We start from the raw sequence: 25,210 nt of genomic DNA on the forward strand, positions 1-25,210 counted from the left end.
ACGTCAGCCCAGGTCCGGAATGCGCCAGTCGATCGGCATGTGACCCTGCGCGGCCACCGCCTTGTCGATCTGCGTGAAGGGATGCGAGCCGAAGAACTTCTTCGCGGAGAGCGGCGAGGGGTGGGCCCCCTTCACGACGACGTGGCGCTCCTCGTCGATGAGGGGGAGCTTCTTCTGCGCGTAGTTCCCCCACAGGACGAAGACGGCCGGGTCGGGCCGGTCGGCCACCGCGCGGATCACCGCGTCGGTGAACTTCTCCCAGCCCTTGCCCTTGTGCGAGTTGGCCTCGCCGGCCCGCACCGTGAGCACCGCGTTCAGCAGGAGGACGCCCTGCTCGGCCCACGGCATCAGATACCCGTTGTCCGGGACCGGGTGGCCGAGCTCCTCCTTCATCTCCTTGTAGATGTTCCGAAGGGAGGGCGGCGTCCTCACGCCGGGCCGCACGGAGAAGCACAGACCGTGCCCCTGCCCCTCCCCGTGGTACGGGTCCTGGCCGAGGACAAGGACCTTGACCCGGTCGTACGGGGTCGCGTCGAGCGCCGCGAAGACCTCCTCGCGCGGCGGGTAGACGGGACCCTTGGCGCGCTCCTCCTCGACGAACTCGGCGAGCTCCTTGAAGTAGGGCTTCTGCAGCTCCTCGCCGAGGACGCCGCGCCAGGACTCGGGCAGCATCGCGGTGTCGGTCACGTCAACAACCTCCGGGGTACGGTCACTTCACGGCCGTACGAGGCACGGCCGCTGCACACCCCAGAACCTACCCGCGGCCACTGACAACGGGCCCCGGCGGACCGCCTACCAGCTGGTCTTGCGCTGCAGCTCCCACATCATCATGATCGTCGACGGGTCGAGGGCCCGCTCGCCGCCCGAGATCTCCTCGCTGGCCGCGATGTACTGCTTGCCCTGCCACAGCGGCAGCAGCCTGGCGTCGTCGACGAGTATCTGCTGGGCGCGCTTGAACTGGCCCACCACGGCGGCGCGGTCGCTCTCGCGGCGCGACTGCGGCAGCAGATCGTCGGTGATCTCCTTGGACGCGTAGGGCGTTCCGAGCGCGTTCTGCTCGCCGACGAAGGGCGCGATGAAGTTGTCCGCGTCCGGGAAGTCGGGGAACCAGCCACGTCCGAAGGCGGGGTACTCGCCCTTGCGGTACCCGGCCTCGAACGTCTTCCAGGGGCGTCCCTTGACCGTGACGTCGAACAGTCCGGACGCGTCCAGCTGTCGCTTGAGCTCGGTGAACTCGGCGCCGGTCGCGGACCCGTAGCGGTCGGTGGTGTACCAGAGGGTGAGCGGGACCCGGTCCGTGATGCCCGCCCGGGTGAGGATGTCCTTGGCCTTGGCCGCGTTCGGGTCGCCGAATGCGTCGAAGAAGCCGGTGGTGTGCCCGGTCAGGCCCCTCGGGACCATCGAGTAGAGCGGTTCGACGGTGTCCTGGTAGATCTTGTGGGCAATCGCGCCGCGGTCGACGACCTGGGCGACGGCCTTGCGGACGGCGGACTTGCGCGCCCAGGGGTCCTTGGGGTTGAACACCAGGTAGCTGATCTCCATGCCCGCGCCCTCGACGAGCTGGATGCCGTCCTTGGCCTGCTTGCCCTGCAGTCCCACCGCGTCCGACGCGGCGAGCCCGCGGTACGTGGCGTCGATCTTCTTGGCGCGCAGGGCGCCGACCATCGAGGCGGAGTCCTTGAAGTAGCGGATGGTGACGGCGCTGTTCTTGCGCTCGGCGAACCCGTCGTAGTGGTCGTTCTTGACGAGCTCCGCCTTGTCGCCGTCGGTGTACGCGTCGAGCGCGTACGGCCCGGAGCCGGCGATCTTGCCGTCGTCGCGTACCGCGTCGGCCGGGTACTCGGCGGGGTCCACGATGGACATCGCCGGTGTCGCGAGCACGAAGGGGAAGGTCGCGTCGGGCTTGTTCAGTTTGAAGGTGACGTCACGGTCGCCCTTGACCTCGACCGACTTCAGGCTGCCGAGGAGCCCCTTGGGGCCGCCCTTGACGTTGATCCTGCTGATGCGGTCGATGGAGTACTTGACGGCCGCCGCGTCGAGCTTGTCGCCGTTCGAGAACGCCATGCCCTCGCGCAGTGTGCAGTGATAAACGCTGTTGGAGGGGTCGGTGAACTCGCAGCGCTCGGCGGCGTCGGGCTTCGGCTCGGAGGCGCCGGAGGGGAAGCTGACGAGGGTCTGGTAGACGTTCCTGAACAGCTCCCAGGAACCGTCCCAGGACGCGGCCGGGTCGAGGGTGCTCGGCGCGCTGGTGGTCCCGACGACGATGGGTTCGGTGTCGTCGGACTCTCCGGACGACATCAGTCCACATCCGGCAAGGAGCGATATGCACGTTATCGCCGCCAGTTGACGGGGGCCCTGGATCCGGTTGAACACGCGCGCGCTCCTCGATCGGCCATGCCACAGGTCGGCAGACCATACCGCAGTGCCCCGCCGGGCCAACGAGGCACTCCGGCAGGGCACTTGATGCGTACGTACGCGACATACGCGGGGAACTTCACTTAGGCGAACTTGGTCCGATATGACCCCGGCGGGGGTTTGTCAGGCGACGCCCGCATTGAGGAAGATTCCGCCGTCCACCACGAGGGTCTGACCGGTGATCCAGTCGGACTGCTGCGAGGTCAGGAAGGCGGCGGCGCCGCCGATGTCCTCGGGCACGCCGAGCCGGGCCAGCGGGTAGGCAGCCGCAGCCTCCTCCTCGCGCCCCTCGTAGAGGGCCGTCGCGAACTTCGTCTTGACGACCGCCGGGGCGATCGCGTTGACCCGCACCTTGGGCGCGAACTCGTGCGCGAGCTGGATGGTCAGGTTGATCATCGCCGCCTTGCTGATGCCGTACGCGCCGATGAACGGAGACGGGGCGAGGCCCGCGACGGAGGCGATGTTGACGATCGCCCCGCCGTTCTCGCCCTGCCACGCCTTCCACGTCTGCTGGGCGAAGCCGAGCGCCGAGACGACGTTGGTCTCGAAGACCTTGCGCGCCACGTTCAGGTCGAGCTCGGCGATGGGGCCGAACACCGGGTTCGTACCGGCGTTGTTGACCAGGAAGTCGACGCGGCCGAAGGCCTCCATGGTGCGCTCGACGGCGACGGCCTGGTGTGCCTCGTCGTGGGCCTTGCCGACGACGTAGACGGCCCGGTCGGCGCCGAGCTTCTCGACAGCCTCCTTGAGGGCGTCCTCGCCCCGTCCGGTGATGCACACGCGGTCACCGCGGGCGACGAGCGCCTCGGCGACGCCGTAGCCGATGCCGCGGCTCCCGCCCGTGATGAGGGCGGCCTTGCCGGAGAGCTCCGGGAGCTGGGATGAAGTCATGTCCGTTTCCCCCGGCCCTAGTTGAGCGGTCCGCCGGCGACGTACATGACCTGGCCGGAGACGAATCCGGCCGCCTCGCCGGTGAAGAAGGCGATGGCGTTGGCGATGTCGTCGGGCTTGCCCACGCGCTGGACGGGGATCTGCGTGGCTGCGGCGGCCTGGAACTCCTCGAAGCCCATGCCGACACGGGCGGCGGTGGCGGCCGTCATCTCGGTGACGATGAAGCCGGGGGCGACGGCGTTCGCGGTGACGCCGAACTTGCCGAGCTCCTTGGCGAGGGTCTTGGTGAAGCCCTGGAGACCGGCCTTGGCCGCCGAGTAGTTGACCTGGCCGCGGTTGCCGAGCGCCGACGACGAGGACAGGTTGACGATGCGGCCGAACTTGGCGTCCACCATGTGCTTCTGGACGGCCTTCGACATCAGGAACGCGCCGCGCAGGTGCACGTTCATGACGGTGTCCCAGTCCAGGGCGCTCATCTTGAACAGCAGGTTGTCGCGGAGCACGCCCGCGTTGTTGACCAGGATCGTCGGCGCGCCGAGCTCCTCGGCGATGCGCGCGACCGCGGCCTCGACCTGCGCCTCGTCGGCGACGTCGCAGCCGACCGCGAGGGCCTTGCCACCGGCGCTGGTGATCTTCTCGACGGTGTCCTTGCAGGCGGCCTCGTCGAGGTCGATCACGGCGACGGCGCGGCCCTCGGCGGCCAGACGTACGGCGGTAGCAGCGCCGATGCCGCGTGCGGCACCGGTGACGATCGCGACGCGCTGTTCAGTGGTGGACATGCTCTTCGGTCTCCTCGCCCTAGAGTGCGGCCCTCACGTCCCAACTCGGTGAGCGACCGCTTAGTACCCTGTGGACGTGACGCTAGAAGTCCTGGCACCCGGTGTCAACGTACCCACCGGGTGCGACTGATCACTCACCGCGAAGGGGCCACCGCGAGGTCACCTCACCAGGAGGTCGAGAAGCCTGTTGACCTCTGCCTCGGGGTCCACGGTGAGCCCGGTGTGCACGGGCCCGGGCTGCACGACCGTGGAGCGCGGCGCGACCAGCCACCGGAAGCGGCGGCCCGCGTCGTCGTCCGCCGCCTGACCGGCGTCGCCGCCGCCTCGGCAGTGCCTTTCGACGGCGGAGAGCGACGCGCGGACGCCGGTCACATCCGCCTCGGGGTCGAGGGCGCGCAGTTTCGCCTCGTCGAGATGCGTGAGCGCGCGGACGTAGGACTTGGCGCGGCAGTAGACGACCACGCCGGCGTTGATCTGCTCGCCGCGCTCGACGCGCGGGACGACGCGCAGCAGCGCGTACTCGAAGACGTCTCGGGCGGTCGCGGTCACCGGGTGCCGCCCTTCACACTCGCCGTGCCGGTCAGCCAGCCCAGGGTGCGCGGGAGCCGGTCGGGATCCGGCTCGGGCAGGCCGACGCGCTCGTGGATGGCCGCCGCGCGGGGCAGCAGCACGGCGGCGTACGCGCGTCGCACCGCGTCGGGGTCGTCGAAGCCCGGCTCGTCGGCGAGCCAGGCGTCGGGGACGTCGGCGGTGACCTCGGCGAGCAGCTCCTCGGTGAGCCGCGGAGCGAGCTCCGCCGCGGCCGCCGCGACGTCGGGCGCGAAGGGGGCGAGGGCGTGGTCGGAGGCGTCGTACGGACGGGCCGCCGCGGCCTCGGCGCCGCGCCAGTTGTGGTGCCAGATCATGCTCGCGCCATGGTCGATGAGCCACAGGTCGCCGTGCCAGACCAGCATGTTGGGGTTGCGCCAGGACCGGTCGACGTTGTTGATCAGGGCGTCGAACCAGACGACGCGGCCCGCCTCCGCGGGATCCACCTCGTAGGCGAGCGGGTCGAAGCCGAGCGCGCCGGAGAGGTACCGCATGCCGAGGTTCACGCCACCGCTCGACTTGAGGAGGCCCTGCACCTCCTGGTCCGGCTCGCCGAGGCCGATCACGGGGTCGAGTCCGATCCGCACGAGCCCCGGCACCCGGAATCCGAGCCGCCGCGCGAGCCCTCCGCAGATCACCTCCGCGACAAGCGTTTTGCGGCCCTGTCCCGCGCCGGTGAACTTCATGACGTACGGGGCGAGATCGTCGGCCTCGACGAGCCCGGGCAGCGATCCGCCCTCCCTCATGGGGGTGACATAGCGGGTCACGGTGACTTCACTCAGCAATTTCCCAGCCTCCGTAGCCCACTAGCCTTGCAATCAACGGTCAACTCCCGACGTCCGCGCCTGGGGGAGCCGACAGCGATTAACCCTGGGGAGAATCTGGGGAGTTTCGGCCGCCATGCCCATCCCCCTGCCTCCCCAGCAGTCCGTCAATGGCGGTGCGCCCCTTACTTCCTGCCTCCGGCATGAAATGAGCATAGTAACCGAGCGTGATGGCCGGCGAGGAGTGCCCCAGCCACTGCGCCAACGTCACCACGGACTCTCCCGCTTCGAGCATGACCGAGGCATAGGTGTGCCGCAGCGCATGGAAGCCGTCCTTCGGCGCTGCCTCCCACTGCCAAGGCTTCGCGCCCTTGGCGCGTGGCGGGATGATGCCGACCTTGGCCAAGGCGGGTTTCCAGGTGTAGGTATTCCACGTATGCGCCCCTGCGGCGTTGCCGAATCGCGTGGTGAGCAGGAGGGAGAACTTCTTTGTCGGCCTGTCCGGCCCCGGCTTCTCCCATGGGAGCTCCACCTCCAGCGGCGGGCACTGTTCGACATGATGCTTCAGCTCCTCGGCCACCGAGGGGGGCATGTCAACGGCGCGAGTCTTCCCGCCCTTCGGCAGGGCAAAGTACTGCTTCCCGTCGATCGACTGGACTTGGCGGCGGACGTGCAGCACGCCTCTCGCGTAGTCGATGTCCTCCGGGCTCAGCCCAAACACCTCGCCCTGCCGGAGTCCGCACCCCAGACCAAGCACGACGGCTATCCGGTTGCGCGAGTTGATGACGTCACGGACTCGGAGCGCCGTCTCCAGCCGCCACGCTTCGCGCCGCTCCTTAGAGATCATCTCAATTGGTGAGTCTGCGGTAGCAGATGAGGGTGCAGGCGATGCTGGTGAAGGCCAGGAAGTGGATGGCCTGCCGCTCGTAGCGACGGTGGAGACGTCGGCAGCCGGCGAGCCAGGCCATGGTGCGTTCGATGGTCCACCGGTGGCGCCCCAGCTTCTGTGACGTCTCAACTCCCTTGCGGGCGATGCGCGGTGTTATGTGGCGTAGGCGGAGCCATTGCCGCAGGTGACGGTTGTCGTAGGCTTTGTCGGCGTGAAGCTTGGCGGGGCGCCGACGGCGTGGACCGCGCCGGGATCTGATCGGTGGGATGCCGCGCACGAGCGGTTCGAGGGCCTGGCTGTCATGAAGGTTGGCGCCGGAGATGCCGACGGAAAGCGGCAGTCCGGTCCGCTCGGTGATCAAGTGGATCTTCGAGCCGTACTTGCCCCGATCTACAGGATTCGGACCCGTCAGGTCCCCTTTTTCAGGGCCCGCATGTTCACCGAGTCGATTGCGCATCGTGACCAGTCCAGCTCGCCTCGAGCCCCCAGCTCATCCAGGACCAGACGATGCAGTTTCGCCCAGACCCGTTGTCGGCTCCACTCCATGAACCGGCGGTGAGCCGTGGCCCCCGATGGCCCGAACACGGGCGGGACCTGCGACCACGTGCACCCGGTCGTGGCCACGAAGACAATCGCCGCCAACACCTCACGGTCCCCATGACGGCGCCGGCCACCACCCTGCGGCCGAGTCGGCGCCTCCGGCACCACCCGCTGGAACAACTCCCACAGCCCATCTGGGACCAGACGCTCAGTCAGCAACACAGCACCAGACTACCGGCATCACCAATTGAGATGATCTCTTAGAACCCGTTGTCGTACCGATCGCCGGGTCCGGTGGTTCGAACAGGGCTCCTGGTCAGGTGATTTTGCCGGTGGTCATCCGTGCACGTCTCCGCCGACTCCGAGCCCTTGATGGCGGGGGCCGATCAGCACCCCGGCCACCGTCTCACGCGCGATGACCAACCGCTCCAGCCGGCTCTCCACCTCGCCGAGTTCGGCCAGGATCCGATGGGCTTCCTCGGGCAGCCGCTCGAAAGAGCACTGCCACCACGGGCTGTTGTGAAGCGCTTTTCTGAGGTTCGGGAAAGAAAAAACAGAACAAGGTATTCCGTTTTCTCAAACCTGTGGATCACACTCGGCGGGCATCAAGTTCCTCCCTGTGGGCAAGGCCCTTTGCCGCCCACTCCCCAGTGAAAGGAAACCTGTGCGCAAGCGTCTTCTGGCTCTCCCCGCAGCGATACTCGCCTGGTCCGTCATCGTCGCCTCACCCGCGAGCGCCTCGCTCACCTGGGACGGTGACACCACCAACGGAATCGGTGTCTTCGGCAGTCTGGAGTGCCCGTCACCGGGCGGCATCGTCTCCGCGGCCCAGACCGACGGCCACGGAGCCATCTGGCGGTACACCAAGGCAGTTGGCATCGACCGCTGCGAGTCGAAGGGCATCAAGATCGGCGGCTCCAAGTACACGTTCCAGAACAACAGCACGTACTACCTGGGCTGGGAGAGCAAACTGTCCACCACCAGCCTGGCCAGCGGCGACTTCGTCGTCTTCCAGTGGAAGTCGTATCCCAACTCCAGCCAGAATTACCCGGTGTTGATGACGGTCTCCGGCGGCTCAGCCAACCTCTACTACATCGAACCGGGCGAGGTGTGGAACAAGATCTGGTCCGCTCCGATCGCGGCCTTCGACTGGCACCGGTTCGCCTTCGCGATCCACACCTCGGACTCGACCACCGGAGGCTGGATCGAGCTGCGGCTCGACGGGGCCCAGCAGACCTTCACCAACGGCTCCACGCGCTACACCGGCCGCACCTGGGACACCTACAACGATCCCAAGTGGGGCGCCTACGACCGCGATCACCCGGAGAACGAGATCATCAACCGCATCGACAGCCTCAAACTCGGCACGTCGTACGCGGACGTCGACTGAGGCTTGAGGCTGCCGGCGCCCTCCGCACTCAGGAGTGGCTGTGCGTTTCGAGCAGCCGCAGCCGTGGTAGCCGTCGGCGTACAGGCCCGCGCCCGAGACAGCACCCAAGTCGTAGTCCCCAGCGCATGCCACAAAGCGATAGCGTGGTTCAGCTTGATCTTTAGCCTCGCGCTTTCACGAGGTGGAGTGTCCGAGGCTTGATCAAATAAGCGGAGAGTGCTCCTGACCTGCAACGATGGGACTTGTCTAGGGTCCTGTTGGCTGCAGGGAAAGAAGCACTCTCCAGGTGAAGAAGCGTATCGGGTCGTACCCGCGTGTCCGCATCGAGGGCGGCGGCCGGGCGGTGGTCTCGCAGGCTGGGGGCGTGCTGCTGGTCGAGACCGTCCGCAAGGCCGGCCTGGACACCGCGATATCAGCGGCGCTGACGCCGTGGCGGAAGACTCGGGCGGTGCACGACCCGGGCAAGATCCTGCTGGACGTGGCCCTGGCGGTCGCGCTGGGCGGCGACTGCCTCGCGGATGTCGCCATGCTGCGGGCCGAGCCGGCCGTGTTCGGGCCGGTGGCCTCCGACCCGACGGTCTCCCGCCTCATAGACACCCTTGCAGCCTCCGGGGAGAAGGCCCTGCGGGCCATCCGTGCCGCGCGGGCTGAAGTCCGCCGACATGTCTGGCGGTTGGCCGACCGGGAAGCGCCTGATGCGGGCGGGACGGTGACCGTCGACCTCGACGGGGTGCTGGTGATCGCGCACTCGGACAAGGAGGACGCCGCGCCCACGTGGAAGCGAACCTATGGCCACCACCCGCTGATGGGGTTCGTCGACCACGGACCGGGCGGCACCGGTGAGCCCGTGGCGGCCCTGCTCAGGCCGGGCAACGCGGGATCGAACACGGCCGCCGACCACATCACCGCCGCCCGACTGGCCTTGGCCCAGCTGCCGAAGAAGTACCGGCGCGGGCGCCGGACGTTGATCCGCACCGACTCCGCGGGCGGCACCCACGACTTCGTCGCCTGGCTCGCTCAGCGGGGACGGTGGCTGTCCTACTCGGTCGGCATGGTGATCACCGAGGCGATCCACCAGCATGTGCTGAAGGTTCCGGCATCGGCCTGGACGGCGGCCGTCGAGGCCGAGGGCGGGATCCGTGACGGCGCCTGGGTCGCTGAACTCACCAGCAACGTTCTGGACGGCTGGCCGGAGGGCATGCGGCTGATCGTCAGGAAGGAACGACCGCACCCCGGTGCTCAGTTGCGGCTCACGGATGCGGACGGCATGCGGCTGACCTGTTTCGCCACCAACACCTCGGGCCGGCCGATCGCCGAGCTCGAGCTCCGTCACCGGCTGCGGGCCCGGGCCGAGGACCGCATCCGCGCCGCCCGGGCCACCGGCCTGCGCAATCTCCCTCTGCACCGCACGGCCCAGAACCGGATCTGGCTGGAGATCGTGCAGATCGCACTGGACCTGCTGGCCTGGATGCCGATGCTCGCACTGACGGGCAAGGCCAGGTGCTGGGAGCCCCGCCGACTGCGGCTCCGCCTGTTCACCGCGGCCGGACAGCTCGTGACCACCGGCCGTCGGCGAATCCTCCGCCTGGCCCGGCACTGGCCCTGGACCAGCCACATCACCACAGCCCTCGAACGGCTCGCACTCCTGCCGAACCCCGGCTGACCAACGGATTCCCGTCCCTACGACAGCAGCTCAACACCCGGAGCAGTGGAACCCGGCGCCACCCCGAGACGACACTCGGGTCCTGGGTATGCACAGCCTCAGCCGACGGCACGAAAACGGTCCACCGACTCCGTCGGCGGACCGTCACGAAACTTCGAGGTTAGAAGCCGTAATTCCTATCGATCACGAGGACGGTTCTGGTCGAACAGGGTGCCTGGTCGGGTGGTCTTGGCCGGGTGGGTGCATGAAGGCAGGGCCTCTGGTGCAGCACGAGGGTTGTTGAAGCCAACTCGTGAGACCGGAGGCCCTGTTGATGCAGTTGTGCGCGGATTCGTCCTCGGGGTTCAACTCGGCGCCGTCGGTGTGCGATTGCCTCGCTCACCGGTTCGGGAACGCAGCCGACCGGCCGGAGAGGGTGCGGCGGTATCCGTCGGACATGACCGACGCGGAGTGGGCGGTGGTGCGTGACGCGCTGCCGGTGCCGGCCTGGCTGGAGGGCAGGGGCGGCCAGCCGGAGGGCTACTGTCACCGGCAGATGCTGGACGCGGTCTTCTACGTCACCGACAACGGCATCAAGTGGCGCTCCGTTCCCGCCGACTTTCCCGCATGGGACCGCGTCTACGCCTTCTTCCGCAGGTGGCGCAGGAACGGCCTGGTCAAGGAGCTGCACGACCGGCTGCGCGGCAAGGCCCGCGAGGCCGCGGGCCGCGACTGCGAGCCGACTGCGGCGATCATCGACTCGCAGTCGGTCAAGGCGGCCGCCTCGGTGCCCGCGGCCTCACGCGGTTACGACGGCGGGAAGAAGATCAACGGCAGGCGCCGACACGTCATCACGGACACCCTCGGCCTGCTGTTGATGGTCCTGGTGACTGCCGCGGACGTCACCGACCGCCAGGCTGCCCGCATCATGCTGCCCCGGCTGCGTGAGCGGTTCAGGAAGATCAGCCTGGTGTGGGCCGACGGCGGCTACACCGGCCGCCTCGTCACGTGGGCGAGGGAGAAACTCCAGCTCACCCTGCAGATCGTCAAGCGCAGTGACGACATGAAGGGGTTCGTGGTGCTGCCGAGACGGTGGGTGGTGGAGCGAAGTCTGGGGTGGCTGATGCGCTCGCGGCGCCTGGTGCGCGACTACGAGACTCAGCCCGCCAGCAGCGAGGCGTTCATCCACTTCTCGGCGAGCATGCTCATGGCCCGTCGCCTGGCCCGCGCCGCCACAGGCAGGGCGGTCAACTCCCTGCAGCAGGCACAGACGAGGCTCGCGGCATGAACCGGCCCGACGGCGACGCCATCAGCCACTCCCGCTCGACCAGCCGTTTTGCCCTTGACCGCACTCCCTCGATCTTTGCCGGCACCAGCTCCAGCTCCAGCCGGGCCGCCAGTTCCTTCGCCGACACCCCCTCACCGTCGCCCGGTTCCGCCTGAAGCAACTCGACGATCCGCCGGTACTCCGGCGCGAGCGCCTCCACGGTCATCCCCTCCCGGCGCCGCACCACCGTCGCCCCGGCGACCGGCGCCTTGACCACCTGGGCCGGCGGCGCCGGATCCCGCACCTCCGGGCAGGGCGGATCTGTCACATCGTCGCCGGTGGCCAGGGCCTCGGACAGCTCCGCACACGCGATCACCCGGCGTTCCAACACCGCCTCGGCCACACTGAGTTCACCCAGGACCCGATCCACTTCCGCCTGGAGCTCCTCCACCCGCACCCGGGCAGCGGCTTCCCGCTCCTCCAGCAAGCCCATCACCGACGCCACCGGCCACCTCCGCATCATCGAGGCCGAACAGAACGTCCAACCCCTCCCACGACGACAGCGAAACCATGCCCGACCAGCGGAAACTCACCGCTCACATCCGGAAAGACAACGGCTTCTAAGCTTGATCTTTAACCTGTGCGGCCGTAGTGCTCGTCGAGTGTCTCGGCGCGCTTGACAGTCTTTCCCGGTGTGTGACGGGGTGCTCTCGCGCGGTTGCTCGATCCGCAGGGGCGCCCCGGGCCGGGGCGAGAGGGTTTTGGTGCGGCCGCGGGACGAGCGGTCTTCGCGCGGATGTTGCGGAATCCTCGCCGCACCCGGGCAGGCGTCAACTTGTTTGCCGCAAGCGGCCGTTCCCAGGGACGGCGCAGATCTCGCGCGGCGGGTCGGGCGAGCCACAACTGGGTGTGTGCGGCGATGATCAGCGTCGTCCACAGGTCGGCACTGGCAGGGTCTCGGAGCTTGGGCACGGTCCAGCCAAGTGTCTGCTTCAACAGGCGGAAGGTGTGTTCCAGGTCGAATCTGCGCAGGTAGGCCCGCCACAGCTGGTCGACATGGGCGGGGTCGGCCCCGGGGTTTGAGGACCACAGCCACACCGGGTCGGGATCCCGGCCGCCGGGCAGGCGCTCGACACTCAGGCGGATCACCAGGCCGTGCAGGATGGGAAGTTCGGCGTTCTGGTCGGTGATCCAGGCCGAGCGGCGGGTGAGCCGAGGGTGGAGCCGGTCCCATGCCCGGGCGGTCGCGGTGCCGTAACGCGTGGTGTTGGTCCGGGTCTCGGTCTGCGGGTCGCCCCAGGTGGTGGGCCTGGCCAGGGCGAACGGGGCACCGTGCATGCGCGGGCGACCCGGCCGTGGCCGAGCATTGTGCGGTGCCGGATCGCGGGCCATCACACGGTCCGAGCGCAGTCTGCCGCATACCTCCACGGGCAGGTCGGCGAGGAGATGGGCCAGGCGGGCAAGGTCGTAGCCGGCGTCGGCGACGATCAGCAGATCAGGGGCGCCGTCACTCCAGTGGCCTGCGGCGATCAACTGCGCCACGATGTCGCGGAGTTGCGCGGCGGTAACGGCTGCGGCGTCGTCGGCAGGGCCGAGCCGCATGGCGTCCAGCAGGCGGCACCAGGAAGTGCGGCCGGACTCCAGCACGGCGACGAAGGAGTAGGGCCAGCCGGGGATGAACTGGTCCTTGTTGCGGCCGCGCCCGTAGACGTGGCAGAAGAGCCGGTCAGAACTGGTCTCGGCGTCCGGCCGCAACCAAGTCGAGACGTCCACGGCCAGCACGATCCGCCCATCGACCGCACGCGGAACGGGTAGCGAGGCCAACAGGCCCCGCATCCGGGCCGGCTCGGCCCAACCGGCGTTCAACGCCTGGTAGAGGGCACCGTGCCCACGCCGGTGCTCGGCCTCCAGACTGAGGTCGACCAAGGTCTGCACAGGTCCGTCCTTGCACAGGATCGCGTCGGTGAGCTCGAAGAGGGCATCGGCGCGGGCGTACAGACAGTCGTAAAACTCGACCCGAAAGCGGGACAAGACTTCCAACCCATCACCAGCAGGACCAGAGACAGAGACACTCATACACAGCGGCCGTTCTCTCGCACTTCGTTACTCAACATCTCGAAGCCTGGAGAACGGCCGCCTCGGCTGTCCCGGGAAGAGCCGCAGATCAGCAGGTCGGGTGACACTCGAGGTTAAAGATCAAGCTAAGAGCAGCGTCGATCTGAACTGTGCGGGGCTCACGTTCGTGGATTGTTCCGGGCTGTCCGCGCTGCTGGCCGCCGCCCGCGCGGCGAAGGCCGACGGGGTGGAGCTGCGGCTGTGCGCCGTCCCGCACGTCCTGGCCCGCCTGCTGCGGCTCTCCCACACCGGCAGCGCCTTCACCATCGAGTAGCCGAGCCTACGGGCGGGTGCACCGGTGGCGCCTCGCCCGGACGAAACACCAGGCCAGTGGCGAAGGCTTCCGCCTGGTGGCGGCGACTCCGCCGTCCCCATGGCCGATTACGAGGAGTTCCGGATCGGGAAATACGCGATGTTCCACAGCGGTCCCGTTGTACCCGGAGGCTGCCGGATTCGCCGGCCCCTACGACTTCGACGTCCTGGCCGCCTACCGGCCCACCGGGAAGGGCCTGGTCGAACGCCAGGTGCTGATCGTGCGTGATCACGTGCTGTCCGGGCGGGCCTTCTCCTCGCTCGAGGAGGGGTCGGTGTGGCCGAGGTCAATGCCGAACATCACGCTGACGGCGAGGGCGTGTTGCCAAAAAGGCGCGCAGAATGGCCACTTGCTGTTGCCGAATAGCGCCATCTCCTGGGTGCTGAGCTGGTTCTGTTTCCGTGACCGGTCGGCCGGTCATCCGGTGAGTACGCCTTCCACTCACCCCATTCCCGGGTTGGTGCACTGCGTGAAGCAACCGGGGAGAAGAGCCTCTACAGCTCCGGCGTCGTCGACGGCCACGTCCGTTTAGGGCGATTAAGAGGCAGATATGTGGCCGGGACCCCTTCCAGCGGCTTCGCGCCCGCGCGTCCTGCTGCGATCGCGACCGTCACGGCATACCGTCGCCGCATCGTGATTACCGTGAGGCCCAGGGCAGGGTGCAGGTGCTTGCGTGCCGACTTCGCCGCCGCGGTGTGCGGGACCGCGAAGCCGGCTGCCGCCGCGGGAACTGCGGCACTGCCTATTGTCACAGCTTCAACAGAGCGACTTCCAGGCGGATTTGGCGCATAGGCTGGGATACCTGTGTGCAGGAATCAGGGCCAACCCTGTTCATCGTGCCGTGTGGCGCCAGGGTGCGGCCGCCGGTCCAGGATTCACCACCTCCGCCTGTTTGCGCACCGAAGGGAGGACACCTCCCGACTGGGAAGGAAACCACCGCTCCATGTCAAATCCCAGCGCGGTGAGGCGCCTCATCCTGCCCCGCTGCCCGCCGGGAGGCAGTCCACGCTCACCCATCACGGTATTGGTGTGCGCTCGCTGCGCCTCATGATGGGCGAGCACCAGGCCGTAGCCAGCCTCGGGTTGTCTGTAAGCACGCATTCGGCCCGCATGGTGCGGACGCCGATGGTTCACCCACCCGGGCCCCTGATGGCCTTCTCGCTGGCTGCCCTTGCGCATCAGCCCATCGCCAGCCCCGCAGCCGAACGCCTGTCGGCGCCAAATGAACCTGGCGCAGCGCGGCCCGAAGACGTGCTTACAAACAATCCCGTCCCGTACGCGTGTCTTGACACAGATCGGGGCCGCGCGTCCATTGCCGCGCGGCCCCGAGCACATATGCCACGGATCCCGCTACCTCCCGCGCAAGCCTGGTGCCAGCTGCTTGGGTCGGGCCCGCTCGAGGCAGGCGTCCCTTCGAGCGCGGCGCCCGCGGCTAACAGGCTGGTGAGGCGGGTCAGGCCAGGTTGATGTTCTCTGCCTGAGGGCCCTTCTGGCCCTGGGTGACGTCGAACGTCACCATCTGGCCCTCCTGGAGCTCACGGAAGCCCGTGGAGTTGATTGCCGAGTAGTGGGCGAAGACGTCCGGCCCGCCGGCGTCCTGGGCGATGAAACCGAAGCCCTTCTCCGCGTTGAACCACTTCACAGTTCCCGTAGCCATGTCTCATGCCTTCCAGTCACGAAAATGCCTCCCGCACCATGCGGAAGGCGGAGGTGGTCGTCCTGGTTCCTGCGACACAGCACAGCAAAACGCCCACGCCGAAGCGCGGGAAAAAGGGGAACCTCCGAACCACGACAGCTGACCCAAACGCTACACACCCTCACACCCTGTCACCATCGGAACTGGGCGCATGCACCACGCCCCCGACGAGTGCGCGCCGACACATTGCCGCCTCAGACCGCGGGCGGTGTACCCGATTCGGCGGCGCGGCGGTATTCGGCGTTGATGCGCTGGGCCTCTTCGAGCTGGTCCTCGAGGATGATGATGCGGCAGGCGGCCTCGATGGCGGTGCCCTGGTCGACGAGTTCCCGGGCGCGGGCGGCGATGCGCAGCTGGTAGCGGGAGTAGCGGCGATGTCCGCCCTCAGAGCGCAGCGGGGTGATGAGACGGGCTTCACCGATGGCCCGCAGGAAGCCCTGGGTGGTGCCGAGCATCTCGGCGGCCCGGCCCATCGTGTAGGCGGGGTAGTCCTCGTCCTCGAGACGTCCGAACGAGTCGTCTGCTGTCATTGCACCTCTCTGTGGAACACGCTTGAGGGGCCCTGGTGCCATGTGGCACCAGGGCCCCGAAGGAACTGCTACACCATCTGCCGGCCCTGGAACTGCGCCGGCCTTCTGTGTCCGCCGACCCGACCTGGGAGTTGTCGGGGGTGCGGGGATCGCGGTTGCTTGACCGGAGACCACCTCACTATCGATGTCCTGCGGTACCCGGACTCAACACTCCGCCCGGGCGATCCTGATGGCGCTCGTTCCTCCGTTCTTCCCTCGGTAATCAGCTACTTACTAAACGGGGGACTTGATACTGCTGGTACTGCTCTACTGCGTACTGCTCAGTGGCCTGTGACAGCGCCACCTTTCCGGCAGCCAGCCCCGTCGCCCATCGTGCATCTGCTCTGGCTTAGAACCCCACTGCCGAACCTCCCGGTGCGCGCGCCCGCAGCCGACGCCTTCACCGAGGTACCGCTCACTGACTTCACTGCCGGGTACCACCAACTGCACTCACGGGTTCCGCCACTCTTGGCTGCGGTCCCGCAGGCGGCCCCTGATCACTGCGGGCCACCCGGTCCGGTCGTCAGCCCCGTCGCCGTCCTGCAACTGCTCTGGCTTCGGAACTCCACCACCGCACCGTCCTGCGCACTGCAACTTCCGTAATGCTGCCCGGCAGTTCGTTTCTGCCGGGCCCTGCCGACTTCTGGCTACGAGAGAAACCATAACCACGCCGCCACCTAATGTCTACTCCGGCCAACATAGATTTCTGCGTGTTCGACGGTGAGGTAATCGGCCTCGAACAGTGAGGGCAGACCCAAGGGCTGTCATCGCCGAGTGCCGAGTAGGGACCGCAGACTGGGGCGCAAACAACCGGGCAGCCAGGGTCCGGCATCGCGGATCCAGAAGGTCGCGAGGCCGACCTGGGGTGTCAGCCGGCCCGGTTCTTCGGATCTGGACTGTCCGCCTGGCGGCGGCGCCGAACGCGCCACACGATGAGCCCGCCCACCACGATCACTGCGACGGCGATGGCAACGACGCGGCCGGCAACCGCCTCGACCCGCTGGTAGGCGGAGCCTGCGAAGTAGCCCAGCAGGGCGAAGCCGACTCCCCAGACCAGGCCGCCGAGGGCGTTGAAGAGGAGGAAGCGGCGGTAGTCCATGTGGGAGATACCGGCGAGCGCCGGCATCATAGTGCGAAGAAGGCGATGAAACGGCCCAGGAAGACCGCTTCAGGGCCTCGGTGGCGGATGAAGTCCTGTGCCTTCTGGCTGCGTTGCTCGTGTCGGCGCAGCGGTCGGGTAGTAAGGATTTTCGGGCCGAAGTGGTGGCCGACGGAGTGGCCCACGGTGTCTCCGGCGATTGCGGCGGGCACGACGGTCATAACGAGCCAGTAGACCGAGACCTGGGCCTAGATTGGCGAGTACGCCGCCCAGGACTACGGCTGTCCTACGCGGCAGGACGAAGCCGAAGAACAGCGCGTCCTCGGCGAACACCAGGGCGCCGACGGCCGGTAGACAGTGGGCCGGACAGGCCGCCGAGCCAGTCGGTGATCGCGTTCATGTGCGGTGTCCTCCGGGCCGTGGTCCCCGTGGCCCAGTTTCGAGGAACGACTACACCGATGCGCGGCATGTCGACCCACGCTGGCCGAGGCGAAACTCCTTGCCCCAGGCCCTCTCCCCGCAGTGGTGATCAAGCTGCTGGAACGAAGGAGGGCTGCAGATAGGACAGCCGACTCCTCCGGGCGAGGCGACGCGTCATGTGTCTTTCGCGGCCCAGGGACGCTGCTCGCCGACTCCGGTCCGCCCCGTCGCACTCACACCGCCGGTGGCGACTCGTACACCACGGCGCGGCACGGCCTGGTCGTCGTCGAGGTCCTGGCGGGGGCAACCCGGCACGCCGTGGTGACTGTGATGTGGAGCAGGCAGCCGCATTGGACGGCGGTCACGGCCGGGCGAAGAGGGCTTGTAACGAGGACGCCTCGTAGCTTGTGTGGTGGGGTGTCCGGACGGGCTTTGCGTCGTTTGCCGGTCATGACCGACACCGCTGCGCCGCTCCCGGCGCAACTGCGCCATCTGATCGAGAGTGACCCTGCTGCGGCTCGTCAGGCCATCGACGGTCTCCTGCTGGAGTTGCACTCGCTCACGACGACGGCGACGCGGACCGCTCGCAAGACTGGCGTGAACCTCGAGCAAGTCGGCCGGGCGCTACGGCGCGTTGATGAGGCCGTGGTGCTCCTGCATGAGGCCGCCGATCTGCTGCTCGGCGCGCTCGCCGACACCGGACGTACGAGGACGTAGGGCTTCATTGCATGCTGCGGCCACCGTGGCTCTGGTCCGCGGTTCGCGGTTCGGCGCTCGGGGCCCCGCGCGCGGCGCAGTCCGTACCTCCCATACGGCACGCGGTGCAGCAGAGCCCCAGGGCCACGCTCCGTGCGGATGACAAGCGGCTGGAAATGGCGGCACAACAACAGCAGTGAGGCTGCGTCTGTGGCCAACCGCCGGGCTCCGCAGCGACTCGAGGCAATATCTGCGCCGGCGAGGTCAGAGTTTGACGGACCACGCGGTGAGAGTTTTTGCCGCAATGGGCAGAGTGGAATTATTCAACGCACGACGGCCGTTGCGGCGTGCTACTGTCGATCTCAGTTGCAGTTGTGGTTCCCAAAACTTCAAGTGCCCTCACTCGGCTCCTGCCGGTGGGAGCACTTTTGTATTTCCGGTCATTTTCCGGGCGGGGTAATCATCGCGGCGACACGGTGTCCGCACAGTGTGGATTCCGATGTACTGCCCCAAAGGAGATATGACATGGCTGCTGGTACCGTGAAGTGGTTCAACGCGGAAAAGGGCTTCGGCTTCATCGAGCAGGACGGTGGCGGCGCTGACGTGTTCGCCCACTACTCGAACATCGCCGCCCAGGGCTTCCGTGAGCTGCTCGAAGGCCAGAAGGTGACCTTCGACATCGCGCAGGGCCAGAAGGGCCCGACGGCCGAGAACATCGTTCCGGCCTGACGCTGACGCACACTTGTAGCTGGGGCCCGCATCCTTAGGGGTGCGGGCCCCAGCTACACGCATTTCTGGCAGTGGTTTCGCCTGCGGGACGGCTCGGAGGGGTCCGCAATCTCGCGCAGCTCCTCCTTCAGGAATGCAGGCGCATCCTGAAGAGCTACACCGCACCTCGGCGCCCGGATTTTACGTCCCCACTGCGTCGCCTATTTCAGCATTTTCGCCCGCGCGGATTACCGACGGCCCGGATTTGCTTTGACATCGGTCCATACTTGTAATTCTCGATGCCGCTCATCGCTGCGGGGATTCCTTGATATGTGCCATATCGAGGAAGGTTCCCCACATGAACCGCACACGCACCAACGACCGTTCCACCCGCACCCGTAGCGGCACTGCTGACGCCACCAGGGGCGGCAGCCGCTTCGGCTCGCAGGCACCGCGCCGTTCCGGCGGCCCGGCCCGTTCCGGCGGCTACGGCCGCCGGCCGGCCGCAGTGCAAGGCGAGTTCGCGCTCCCCAGGACAATCACCCCCGCGCTGCCCGCTGTTGAAGGCTTCGAGGATCTGGGCATGCCCGCCCAACTGCTCGCCGAACTCGGCAGGCAGGGCGTGACCGCGCCGTTCCCGATCCAGGGCGCGACGCTGCCGAACTCCCTGGCGGGCCGTGACGTCCTGGGCCGCGGGCGCACCGGTTCCGGCAAGACCCTCGCCTTCGGCCTCGCCCTGCTCGCCCGCACCGCCGGGCAGCGTGCTGAGCCCCGTCAGCCGCTGGGGCTGATCCTCGTGCCGACGCGTGAGCTGGCGCAGCAGGTGACCGACGCGCTCACTCCGTACGCCCGCTCCGTCAAGCTGCGGATGGCAACGGTGGTGGGCGGGATGTCGATCGGCAAGCAGGCCGGCGCGCTGCGAGGCGGGGCAGAGGTCGTCGTCGCGACCCCGGGCCGGCTCAAGGACCTCATCGACCGTGGCGACTGCCGACTGAGCCAGGTGGGCGTCACGGTGCTGGACGAGGCCGACCAGATGGCCGACATGGGGTTCATGCCGCAGGTCACCGCCCTGCTCGACCAGGTGTGTCCGGAGGGGCAGCGGATGCTGTTCTCCGCCACCTTGGACCGTAACGTCGACCTGCTGGTGCGCCGCTATCTGACCGACCCCGTCGTGCATTCGGTCGACCCGTCCGCGGGTGCGGTCACGACGATGGAGCACCACGTGCTGTACGTCCACGGCGCCGACAAGCACGCCGCCACAACCGAGATCGCCGCCCGCGACGGCCGCGTGATCATCTTCCTGGATACCAAGCACGCGGTCGACCGGCTCACCCAAGACCTACTCAACAGCGGGGTACGGGCCTCCGCGCTGCACGGCGGCAAGTCACAGCCACAGCGCACCCGCACGCTGGCGCAGTTCAAGACGGGGCACGTCACCGTCCTGGTAGCGACCAATGTCGCGGCGCGCGGCATCCACGTCGACAACCTCGACCTCGTCGTCAACGTCGACCCGCCGACCGACCATAAGGACTACCTCCACCGCGGCGGCCGTACCGCCCGCGCCGGCGAGTCAGGCAGCGTCGTCACCCTCGTCACACCGCACCAGCGCCCCGGCATGGTCCGCCTCATGTCGGACGCCGGAATCCGGCCGCAGACCACCCAGATCCGCTCGGGCGACGAGGCTTTGAGCCGAATCACCGGCGCCCAGGCCCCGTCCGGCATCCCGGTCGTCATCACCGCACCGGTGGCCGAACGCCCCAAGCGCAGCGCCTCCTCCCGAGGCCGGCGCCGCCCCTCGTCGGCGACCCGGCGCGCGCCCGTACGCCAGTCCGTCTTCGACGCGGCGGCCTAGAACCTTCGTGATCAGGAAGCTGGCCCATCTCTGCAGGAGGCACCTTTTGACGCTGGTTCAGATGCAGCCCCGCCCGGCGAGCACCAACCCCGTGCACAGGAAGACGGTTGAGGCCAGGGACGCGGCCGGACCGCAGGTCTGTGACGACATGAGTGTCGAGGTGGCGCTGTCCGTCATGGCCGCAGCCCACACGGGTCGGCTGGCCGTCTGCGACCAGGACGGCCAGCGCACCGGCCTGGTCACCCAGACCGAACTCACCGCCGTCCGCGACAGCTCCGCTTACACGGACCGCGTCCGCCTGCGCGACATCACCGGCGATCGCGGGTCGTTCACTTCGCGCGAGGCCACTGGCTCCGAATCCGAGCACGTGCTGCGCTCCCGCCGGCTCGGACTGCCGCAGCGTCCCCTCACGATGATCGCTTCAGCGACACGGCACTGCCGCTAGTTCTCGTGAACATCCACGACTCGAATGCTGACCAACCGCTGCTGAAACTCATCGACAAACGCTGCTGCTGAACGTGAACGAAGCCAGTGGCCCAATCCAGTCCCGTCATGACGAAGACATGCGCCGCTGACCCGCGCACCAAACGACACCTGAGGGAGATCTGAGGTGCGGTGTCGCCATCACTGAACTCTCACCCGACACTGCCGGTGTCGAGGAGAACGAGCAGCCCGCCGAGCACCACGTACACCACCCACACCCGCCCGCGGAGCACGGCGTCGGTCGCGGCCGTGCTCCCGTGGCCGGCCGCTCTGTCCGCGGCAATGTCGTCGATGAGCGCGAGGGTCTCCTCGTGTACGCCGTCGGGCATCGCGGCGAGTGCCGCCTCGGCCCGGCGGGTCAGGTCCGCCCTGTGCATAACGTCCCGGGCTGTCCGTCCCCGGGACGTTGGGCGGAGCGGGACTGTCGCACGCCCGCACACCCCATGCAGGGCCGATGCCCTAGCACTTGGCGGGTGTAGCACCGTCTGCTGCCAGTCGCATGCCGCACCACCGTCATGTATCGCTCACATTAAGAGAAAAAGCTAAAATGGGCACGATTGGCGCATTGAGGGAGGTTCGGCCTCATGTTGAATGGGACACTTCTGGCGATCATCATCGCCGTCGTGGTGGTGCTTGCGCTGCTCGCAGTGGCGGGCTCTCTGCTTGTGCGCCGTCACCGTCTGCGCGAGCGTTTCGGTCCGGAGTACGAGCGAACGATCGAGGGCTCGGACAGTCGCAGGGCCGGTGAAAGCGAGCTCAAAGCACGCGAGAAACACCACGACTCGCTGGACATCAAGCCCTTGGACAGTGGCGCCCGAGACCGATACAGCCGGGACTGGACCAATGTCCAGCAAGAGTTCGTGGACCGGCCTGAAGACGCGGTGCACGATGCGGACCATCTGGTGACTTCCCTGATGCGCGAGCGCGGCTATCCCACCGAGGACTTCGAGCAACAGCTCAAGGATCTCTCGGTCGAACACGGGCGCACGTTGGAGCACTACCGGTCAGCCCATGAAATCGACGCACAAAGCACTGAGCACAGGGCGACCACCGAGCAGCTACGGGGCGCCATGGTGCACTACCGCGCTCTGTTCGACGAGTTGCTCTCCAACGGCGGCGGCCAAGCCCGTCACGCCCGTACCTGAAACGACCTCACCCTCGTTAGATGCGGCCCTCCATGCGGCCAGTGACGGAGGAGACATGCAGAGCGACGGCAATTCTGACCGATCGAGCGGGCTGTCAACGGAGGACCTCGCCCAGACCCCGGACCGTACCGACCGATCACAGGACGAGGCCGTAGAAGCGCGGAGCGAGGCTCCTGCCTTCCCCGGCGAGAGCACCCCCATTGCGTCGGCCGAACACTCCGAGACCGAAGGCGAGAAGACGGAAACGGACGCACCGGCCGAGGAGGAAGCCACCCGGCTCCTCAGCGCGGAGGACGAGGAAGTCTTCCGTTCACGCTGGGGAGAGACCCAGAGCAAGTTCGTGGACGATCCGCGTGACGCCGTGCATTCCGCTGACGCCTTGGTCGCGGACGTCATGCAGACCCTGGCCACGACGTTCGCCGATCGCAAACAGGAGCTCGAAGAGCAGTGGAGCCGGGGCGAGCGGGCGGACACCGAAGACCTGCGCGTGGCTCTGCGCCACTATCGATCGTTCTTCAACCGTCTGCTCACCGCCTGAACAGCTGCGGAGCCCGACTGGGCGGGAACAGCTGAAAGAGGAATCGGAAGCGGCCAAGGGGCGTGACCATGATCATCCTAGGCGTTATCTTGCTCGTCATCGGCTTCGTCGCGAACATCGCGATCTTGTGGACGATCGGCATCATCCTCGTCGCAATCGGAGCCATATTCTTCCTTCTCGGCGCCCTGGGACACGGGGTCGGAGGTCGGCGACATTACTGGTAGGCCGGGCAAGATTCGCCCTGCATCTCCGCATTCAGTAGCTGGCGCGACAACCAGTCGCGGTGCTGTGGGTCCCGACAGCGTGCCGCGTTCGCGGGGGCCGTGGTGTCCGCCGTAGTGCTCGTACCGAGCGGCGGGTGCACGACGATCAGCGCCACCGCCATGCGTGCATGGTCACCCGAATGGCCGGTCCGTGCATGCGGTGCGGGTGTCGGTCTCGGAGGATTTCCGCAGAGCCCCGCCCGGTCTCCCTCCCTTCCTTCCGGCCGGGCCTCTCTCATTCCAGAACGCCGAGCTCGGTGTCGGGCCGGCAGTGAGGGCCCGCAGTGCCTGGTCCCGGGCGACGCCGCGGGAGCGCTTGCCCGCCATGCCGCCGACGTGGACGTACACGGGGTCGCGGCGGCCGAGGCCCATTTCCATGAGTCAGCCCGGGTCCGGCGGCCGGTGCTCCTGGCCGTACCGCTGTTCAGCATCGCGGCGTTCGGTGTCCGCGATCGTGCGCGGGACGTGTTCCAGGGATATGGCTAGCCACGTCTCCAGAGTGCGGAGACGCGGCATATCCGGCGGCAAGTCGTTCGCGTATTTGAGTCTATGACTCCGGGGCCGACCTCCCAGCCCGCGCCTTCACTGTCCTGTGACACCGAACCTTGAGCGTGTGCCAGACTCCCTGAATCCGCGCAGTGCCTCACAGGCCGCGCGGGAGGCGATCTTCGCGACGACCCGATCGGCGACACGGATCGCACCGCGCCCGCCTGCGGGCACGGCCTGAGCGGCCGCCTCTGGCTGGGCCACCGGTCATCGTCGCCGGTCGACGCGCTCGCGGGACCGGAAGAAGTCACCGAGCTCCAGGTCCCCGTCCACGAACCGCCCGGCGACGAATCCGACGGCGCCCAGCGCCGCCACCAGGAGAAAAGCCCCGAAGCCGCCGAAGTACCCGGCGAAGCCGAGCGCCATCCCGGCAACCAAGCCCACCACGGCCATGCTCATCGTGCGCTCCTTCGTGTTCCATCGGACCCGCTATCGCAGCCGTGGCTGCTCTTCCTCTTCTTCCTCCTCGTCGGGAAGCTTCACGTCGCTGACCGCGATGTTGACTTCGACGACTTCCAGGCCCGCCATCCACTCGACGGCGGAGATCACGCTCTCTCGCACGGCGCCGGCCACATCCGTGATCGAGACGCCGTAGTCGATGATGATCTCCAGATCGATCGCCGCCTGCGTCTCGCCGACTTCGACCTTGACTCCGCGCGAGACGGATTTGGTCGTGCCAGGCACACGTTCCCGTGCGGTCCCGAAGGCCCGGGAGATGCCGCTGCCCATCGCATGGACACCGACCACATCGCGGGCCGCCATGCCAGCGATCTTCTCGACCACACCATCGGCGATGGTGGTCCGGCCCCGCGTGCCGGGGTCGCCGCGCTTCACCCCGGCGTTCTTCCTGGCGCCCTCGACCGTGGACTCCGCGCCGGAGGTCTCGGGCCGGTTCTGCTGTCCGGTATCGGTCATAGCCAGTCGTCCCTTCCCAGAAGATGAGCCTGCAGCCCGCTTTTCCACCTTAGGTCCGTTTGGCTGGCACTGCTCCAGGGATGCGGGAGGCGTGGGACCGCCCCACCGAACAGATGCCATGAGCAGCCGCAACAGGGTAGTTCCGGCAGTCTGGGCGCATCACGGCAGCTAAAGAACGCGGTAAGAGAAGTGGGAGAGCCGATGACGGGTGACGGATGGGCCAGGGCCGTACGGCAGCAACTCGGCCTTGGCCGACTGCTGCCGCTCGGCGTGCCCGAGGACGGGTCCTGGATCACCGAACAAGCGGCCAGCGGAGTACTGATTGCCCGTGCACGTCCGTTGGCCGTCGCCCGCTGCGGCGCGTCGCCACCTCGTCGATGACCCACAGAAGTCGGTCCTTGCCGCAGACGGGCTCGTCGCCGAGGTCATGCAACTGCTGGCCACCACATTCGCCGAACACAAACAGGGACTCGAAGGCCAATGGCACCGCGGCGAGGAGGTCGCCACCGAGGATCTGCGCCCGGCCCTGCGCCAATACAGGTCCTTTTTTGACCGCCTGCTCAGCGCCTGACCACCGCCCAGGCCCTCAGCGATCCGTCCAGCCGATCGCTGAGGGCACCTCGAGAAGGCGCATCATGACCGGATTCTCGCTACTGGGGGTGCAGAGTCGTCGCCGTGGCGTTGTGG

30 protein-coding genes are annotated in these 25,210 nt (G+C 67.7%); 12 read left to right on the forward strand and 18 right to left on the reverse strand.

The genetic code is table 11. The annotated features are described in order from the left end of the window. Positions 1 to 3 precede the first annotated feature (3 nt). The 8 genes from ung to ACY0PA_RS08550 form a co-directional block, all read right to left on the reverse strand. Positions 4 to 687, reverse strand: a complete 684-nt coding sequence (gene ung, locus ACY0PA_RS08515; RefSeq protein ID WP_473084094.1) for a uracil-DNA glycosylase — start codon at positions 685 to 687, stop codon at positions 4 to 6. Positions 688 to 792: 105 nt separating this feature from the next. After that, the gene (locus ACY0PA_RS08520) at positions 793 to 2,373 is read right to left on the reverse strand and encodes an ABC transporter substrate-binding protein (RefSeq protein WP_473084095.1); all 1,581 of its coding nucleotides are present in this window, start codon (positions 2,371 to 2,373) and stop codon (positions 793 to 795) included. A 165-nt stretch (positions 2,374 to 2,538) separates the two neighbouring features. After that, the gene (locus ACY0PA_RS08525) at positions 2,539 to 3,306 is read right to left on the reverse strand and encodes an SDR family oxidoreductase (RefSeq protein ID WP_473084096.1); all 768 of its coding nucleotides are present in this window, start codon (positions 3,304 to 3,306) and stop codon (positions 2,539 to 2,541) included. Positions 3,307 to 3,323: 17 nt separating this feature from the next. Further along, entirely contained in the window at positions 3,324 to 4,085 is a 762-nt protein-coding gene (gene fabG / locus ACY0PA_RS08530; protein WP_356286572.1) for a 3-oxoacyl-ACP reductase FabG, read from the reverse strand. A 159-nt stretch (positions 4,086 to 4,244) separates the two neighbouring features. Beyond that, complete coding sequence (locus tag ACY0PA_RS08535; protein WP_473084097.1) at positions 4,245 to 4,634, reverse strand: DUF3037 domain-containing protein; 390 nt, start codon at positions 4,632 to 4,634, stop codon at positions 4,245 to 4,247. After that, the gene (locus ACY0PA_RS08540; protein WP_473084098.1) at positions 4,631 to 5,458 is read right to left on the reverse strand and encodes a HipA family kinase; all 828 of its coding nucleotides are present in this window, start codon (positions 5,456 to 5,458) and stop codon (positions 4,631 to 4,633) included. The genes ACY0PA_RS08535 and ACY0PA_RS08540 overlap by 4 nt, the downstream gene beginning before the upstream one ends. Positions 5,459 to 5,537: 79 nt before the next feature. Beyond that, positions 5,538 to 6,284 carry a tyrosine-type recombinase/integrase gene (locus tag ACY0PA_RS08545; RefSeq protein ID WP_473084099.1) on the reverse strand — a complete coding sequence of 249 codons (747 nt, stop codon included), beginning with the start codon at positions 6,282 to 6,284 and terminating at the stop codon, positions 5,538 to 5,540. A 1-nt stretch (position 6,285) separates the two neighbouring features. Next, positions 6,286 to 7,082 (reverse strand): IS5 family transposase gene (locus ACY0PA_RS08550; protein ID WP_376692667.1). Its coding sequence is split into 2 segments (ribosomal slippage): positions 6,286 to 6,747 and positions 6,750 to 7,082, totalling 795 coding nucleotides; the frame shifts between segments, so codons are not numbered across the junction. A gap of 448 nt (positions 7,083 to 7,530) precedes the next feature. Between ACY0PA_RS08550 and ACY0PA_RS08555 the strand changes: the two genes are divergently transcribed. From ACY0PA_RS08555 to ACY0PA_RS08565, 3 genes are all read left to right on the forward strand, one after another. Next, positions 7,531 to 8,256 (forward strand): heparin lyase I family protein, encoded by a 726-nt coding sequence (locus ACY0PA_RS08555; protein WP_473084100.1) that lies wholly within the window; start codon positions 7,531 to 7,533, stop codon positions 8,254 to 8,256. Positions 8,257 to 8,542: 286 nt separating this feature from the next. Next, complete coding sequence (locus ACY0PA_RS08560; RefSeq protein WP_473079639.1) at positions 8,543 to 9,919, forward strand: IS1380 family transposase; 1,377 nt, start codon at positions 8,543 to 8,545, stop codon at positions 9,917 to 9,919. 436 nt (positions 9,920 to 10,355) lie between these two features. Then, entirely contained in the window at positions 10,356 to 11,186 is an 831-nt protein-coding gene (locus ACY0PA_RS08565) for an IS5 family transposase (RefSeq protein WP_473084101.1), read from the forward strand. On the opposite strand, the gene ACY0PA_RS08570 is transcribed toward ACY0PA_RS08565, so the two are convergent. Beyond that, positions 11,146 to 11,670: a hypothetical protein gene (locus ACY0PA_RS08570; RefSeq protein ID WP_473084102.1), complete on the reverse strand. Its 525-nt coding sequence runs from the start codon at positions 11,668 to 11,670 to the stop codon at positions 11,146 to 11,148. The two genes, ACY0PA_RS08565 and ACY0PA_RS08570, sit on opposite strands and share 41 nt — an antisense overlap. A gap of 128 nt (positions 11,671 to 11,798) precedes the next feature. After that, positions 11,799 to 13,241 carry an NF041680 family putative transposase gene (locus tag ACY0PA_RS08575; RefSeq protein ID WP_473083030.1) on the reverse strand — a complete coding sequence of 481 codons (1,443 nt, stop codon included), beginning with the start codon at positions 13,239 to 13,241 and terminating at the stop codon, positions 11,799 to 11,801. Between the two features lie 100 nt (positions 13,242 to 13,341). Here ACY0PA_RS08575 and ACY0PA_RS08580 point away from each other — a divergent pair, with 100 nt between their 5' ends. Beyond that, the gene (locus tag ACY0PA_RS08580; protein WP_473084103.1) at positions 13,342 to 13,554 is read left to right on the forward strand and encodes an STAS domain-containing protein; all 213 of its coding nucleotides are present in this window, start codon (positions 13,342 to 13,344) and stop codon (positions 13,552 to 13,554) included. 1,492 nt (positions 13,555 to 15,046) lie between these two features. Here ACY0PA_RS08580 and ACY0PA_RS08585 read toward each other — a convergent pair. The 4 genes from ACY0PA_RS08585 to ACY0PA_RS08600 form a co-directional block, all read right to left on the reverse strand. Beyond that, positions 15,047 to 15,250, reverse strand: coding sequence for a cold-shock protein (locus tag ACY0PA_RS08585; RefSeq protein WP_389708268.1), 204 nt, complete (start codon positions 15,248 to 15,250; stop codon positions 15,047 to 15,049). Positions 15,251 to 15,483: 233 nt separating this feature from the next. Beyond that, entirely contained in the window at positions 15,484 to 15,819 is a 336-nt protein-coding gene (locus ACY0PA_RS08590; protein WP_473084104.1) for a MerR family transcriptional regulator, read from the reverse strand. Positions 15,820 to 16,726: 907 nt separating this feature from the next. After that, entirely contained in the window at positions 16,727 to 16,987 is a 261-nt protein-coding gene (locus ACY0PA_RS08595) for a DedA family protein (protein ID WP_473084105.1), read from the reverse strand. Beyond that, positions 16,984 to 17,178 carry a DedA family protein gene (locus ACY0PA_RS08600; protein ID WP_473084106.1) on the reverse strand — a complete coding sequence of 65 codons (195 nt, stop codon included), beginning with the start codon at positions 17,176 to 17,178 and terminating at the stop codon, positions 16,984 to 16,986. The genes ACY0PA_RS08595 and ACY0PA_RS08600 overlap by 4 nt, the downstream gene beginning before the upstream one ends. A 649-nt stretch (positions 17,179 to 17,827) precedes the next feature. Between ACY0PA_RS08600 and ACY0PA_RS08605 the strand changes: the two genes are divergently transcribed. The 4 genes from ACY0PA_RS08605 (at position 17,828) to ACY0PA_RS08620 (ending at position 21,078) form a co-directional block, all read left to right on the forward strand. Beyond that, positions 17,828 to 18,094 (forward strand): hypothetical protein, encoded by a 267-nt coding sequence (locus tag ACY0PA_RS08605; protein ID WP_473084107.1) that lies wholly within the window; start codon positions 17,828 to 17,830, stop codon positions 18,092 to 18,094. Between the two features lie 504 nt (positions 18,095 to 18,598). After that, positions 18,599 to 18,802 (forward strand): cold-shock protein, encoded by a 204-nt coding sequence (locus ACY0PA_RS08610; RefSeq protein ID WP_023586116.1) that lies wholly within the window; start codon positions 18,599 to 18,601, stop codon positions 18,800 to 18,802. Positions 18,803 to 19,139: 337 nt separating this feature from the next. Beyond that, the gene (locus tag ACY0PA_RS08615; protein ID WP_473084108.1) at positions 19,140 to 20,633 is read left to right on the forward strand and encodes a DEAD/DEAH box helicase; all 1,494 of its coding nucleotides are present in this window, start codon (positions 19,140 to 19,142) and stop codon (positions 20,631 to 20,633) included. Positions 20,634 to 20,679: 46 nt separating this feature from the next. After that, entirely contained in the window at positions 20,680 to 21,078 is a 399-nt protein-coding gene (locus tag ACY0PA_RS08620; RefSeq protein WP_473084109.1) for a CBS domain-containing protein, read from the forward strand. A gap of 190 nt (positions 21,079 to 21,268) precedes the next feature. Here the strand turns inward: ACY0PA_RS08620 and ACY0PA_RS08625 are convergent, their stop codons facing one another. Further along, positions 21,269 to 21,493, reverse strand: a complete 225-nt coding sequence (locus ACY0PA_RS08625; protein ID WP_473084110.1) for a hypothetical protein — start codon at positions 21,491 to 21,493, stop codon at positions 21,269 to 21,271. 207 nt (positions 21,494 to 21,700) lie between these two features. On the opposite strand from ACY0PA_RS08625, the gene ACY0PA_RS08630 reads away from it, so the two are divergent. The 3 genes from ACY0PA_RS08630 (at position 21,701) to ACY0PA_RS08640 (ending at position 23,023) form a co-directional block, all read left to right on the forward strand. Beyond that, the gene (locus ACY0PA_RS08630) at positions 21,701 to 22,261 is read left to right on the forward strand and encodes a hypothetical protein (protein ID WP_473084111.1); all 561 of its coding nucleotides are present in this window, start codon (positions 21,701 to 21,703) and stop codon (positions 22,259 to 22,261) included. Between the two features lie 55 nt (positions 22,262 to 22,316). Continuing rightward, entirely contained in the window at positions 22,317 to 22,799 is a 483-nt protein-coding gene (locus ACY0PA_RS08635; RefSeq protein ID WP_473084112.1) for a hypothetical protein, read from the forward strand. A gap of 68 nt (positions 22,800 to 22,867) precedes the next feature. Beyond that, positions 22,868 to 23,023 carry a DUF6131 family protein gene (locus tag ACY0PA_RS08640; RefSeq protein WP_383891451.1) on the forward strand — a complete coding sequence of 52 codons (156 nt, stop codon included), beginning with the start codon at positions 22,868 to 22,870 and terminating at the stop codon, positions 23,021 to 23,023. 171 nt (positions 23,024 to 23,194) lie between these two features. Here the strand turns inward: ACY0PA_RS08640 and ACY0PA_RS08645 are convergent, their stop codons facing one another. The 3 genes from ACY0PA_RS08645 to ACY0PA_RS08655 all read right to left on the reverse strand — a co-directional run bounded on the left by ACY0PA_RS08645 (position 23,195) and on the right by ACY0PA_RS08655 (position 24,523). Beyond that, positions 23,195 to 23,440, reverse strand: a complete 246-nt coding sequence (locus ACY0PA_RS08645) for a hypothetical protein (RefSeq protein ID WP_473084113.1) — start codon at positions 23,438 to 23,440, stop codon at positions 23,195 to 23,197. Positions 23,441 to 23,815: 375 nt separating this feature from the next. After that, positions 23,816 to 24,007, reverse strand: coding sequence for a hypothetical protein (locus ACY0PA_RS08650; protein WP_473084114.1), 192 nt, complete (start codon positions 24,005 to 24,007; stop codon positions 23,816 to 23,818). Positions 24,008 to 24,037: 30 nt separating this feature from the next. Continuing rightward, the gene (locus tag ACY0PA_RS08655; protein ID WP_473084115.1) at positions 24,038 to 24,523 is read right to left on the reverse strand and encodes an Asp23/Gls24 family envelope stress response protein; all 486 of its coding nucleotides are present in this window, start codon (positions 24,521 to 24,523) and stop codon (positions 24,038 to 24,040) included. Positions 24,524 to 24,845: 322 nt separating this feature from the next. Between ACY0PA_RS08655 and ACY0PA_RS08660 the strand changes: the two genes are divergently transcribed. Beyond that, positions 24,846 to 25,094, forward strand: coding sequence for a hypothetical protein (locus tag ACY0PA_RS08660; protein WP_473084116.1), 249 nt, complete (start codon positions 24,846 to 24,848; stop codon positions 25,092 to 25,094). Positions 25,095 to 25,210: the final 116 nt, after the last annotated feature.

Source organism: Streptomyces sp. DS1-CR2, assembly GCF_055760475.1.

Excerpts from the sequence above, each read along its gene's own strand:
- ACY0PA_RS08630 (WP_473084111.1), top strand. The coding sequence starts at position 21,701 with ATGTTGAATGGGACACTTCTGGCGATCATCATCGCCGTCGTGGTGGTG.
- ACY0PA_RS08575 (WP_473083030.1), bottom strand. The coding sequence starts at position 13,241 with ATGAGTGTCTCTGTCTCTGGTCCTGCTGGTGATGGGTTGGAAGTCTTG.
- fabG (WP_356286572.1), bottom strand. The coding sequence starts at position 4,085 with ATGTCCACCACTGAACAGCGCGTCGCGATCGTCACCGGTGCCGCACGC.
- ACY0PA_RS08640 (WP_383891451.1), top strand. The coding sequence starts at position 22,868 with ATGATCATCCTAGGCGTTATCTTGCTCGTCATCGGCTTCGTCGCGAAC.
- ACY0PA_RS08655 (WP_473084115.1), bottom strand. The coding sequence starts at position 24,523 with ATGACCGATACCGGACAGCAGAACCGGCCCGAGACCTCCGGCGCGGAG.
- ACY0PA_RS08610 (WP_023586116.1), top strand. The coding sequence starts at position 18,599 with ATGGCTGCTGGTACCGTGAAGTGGTTCAACGCGGAAAAGGGCTTCGGC.
- ACY0PA_RS08605 (WP_473084107.1), top strand. The coding sequence starts at position 17,828 with ATGACCGACACCGCTGCGCCGCTCCCGGCGCAACTGCGCCATCTGATC.
- ACY0PA_RS08635 (WP_473084112.1), top strand. The coding sequence starts at position 22,317 with ATGCAGAGCGACGGCAATTCTGACCGATCGAGCGGGCTGTCAACGGAG.
- ACY0PA_RS08600 (WP_473084106.1), bottom strand. The coding sequence starts at position 17,178 with ATGACCGTCGTGCCCGCCGCAATCGCCGGAGACACCGTGGGCCACTCC.
- ACY0PA_RS08545 (WP_473084099.1), bottom strand. The coding sequence starts at position 6,284 with ATGATCTCTAAGGAGCGGCGCGAAGCGTGGCGGCTGGAGACGGCGCTC.
- ACY0PA_RS08645 (WP_473084113.1), bottom strand. The coding sequence starts at position 23,440 with ATGGAAATGGGCCTCGGCCGCCGCGACCCCGTGTACGTCCACGTCGGC.
- ACY0PA_RS08625 (WP_473084110.1), bottom strand. The coding sequence starts at position 21,493 with ATGCACAGGGCGGACCTGACCCGCCGGGCCGAGGCGGCACTCGCCGCG.
- ACY0PA_RS08565 (WP_473084101.1), top strand. The coding sequence starts at position 10,356 with ATGACCGACGCGGAGTGGGCGGTGGTGCGTGACGCGCTGCCGGTGCCG.
- ACY0PA_RS08615 (WP_473084108.1), top strand. The coding sequence starts at position 19,140 with ATGAACCGCACACGCACCAACGACCGTTCCACCCGCACCCGTAGCGGC.
- ACY0PA_RS08595 (WP_473084105.1), bottom strand. The coding sequence starts at position 16,987 with ATGATGCCGGCGCTCGCCGGTATCTCCCACATGGACTACCGCCGCTTC.
- ACY0PA_RS08585 (WP_389708268.1), bottom strand. The coding sequence starts at position 15,250 with ATGGCTACGGGAACTGTGAAGTGGTTCAACGCGGAGAAGGGCTTCGGT.
- ACY0PA_RS08525 (WP_473084096.1), bottom strand. The coding sequence starts at position 3,306 with ATGACTTCATCCCAGCTCCCGGAGCTCTCCGGCAAGGCCGCCCTCATC.
- ACY0PA_RS08650 (WP_473084114.1), bottom strand. The coding sequence starts at position 24,007 with ATGAGCATGGCCGTGGTGGGCTTGGTTGCCGGGATGGCGCTCGGCTTC.
- ACY0PA_RS08590 (WP_473084104.1), bottom strand. The coding sequence starts at position 15,819 with ATGACAGCAGACGACTCGTTCGGACGTCTCGAGGACGAGGACTACCCC.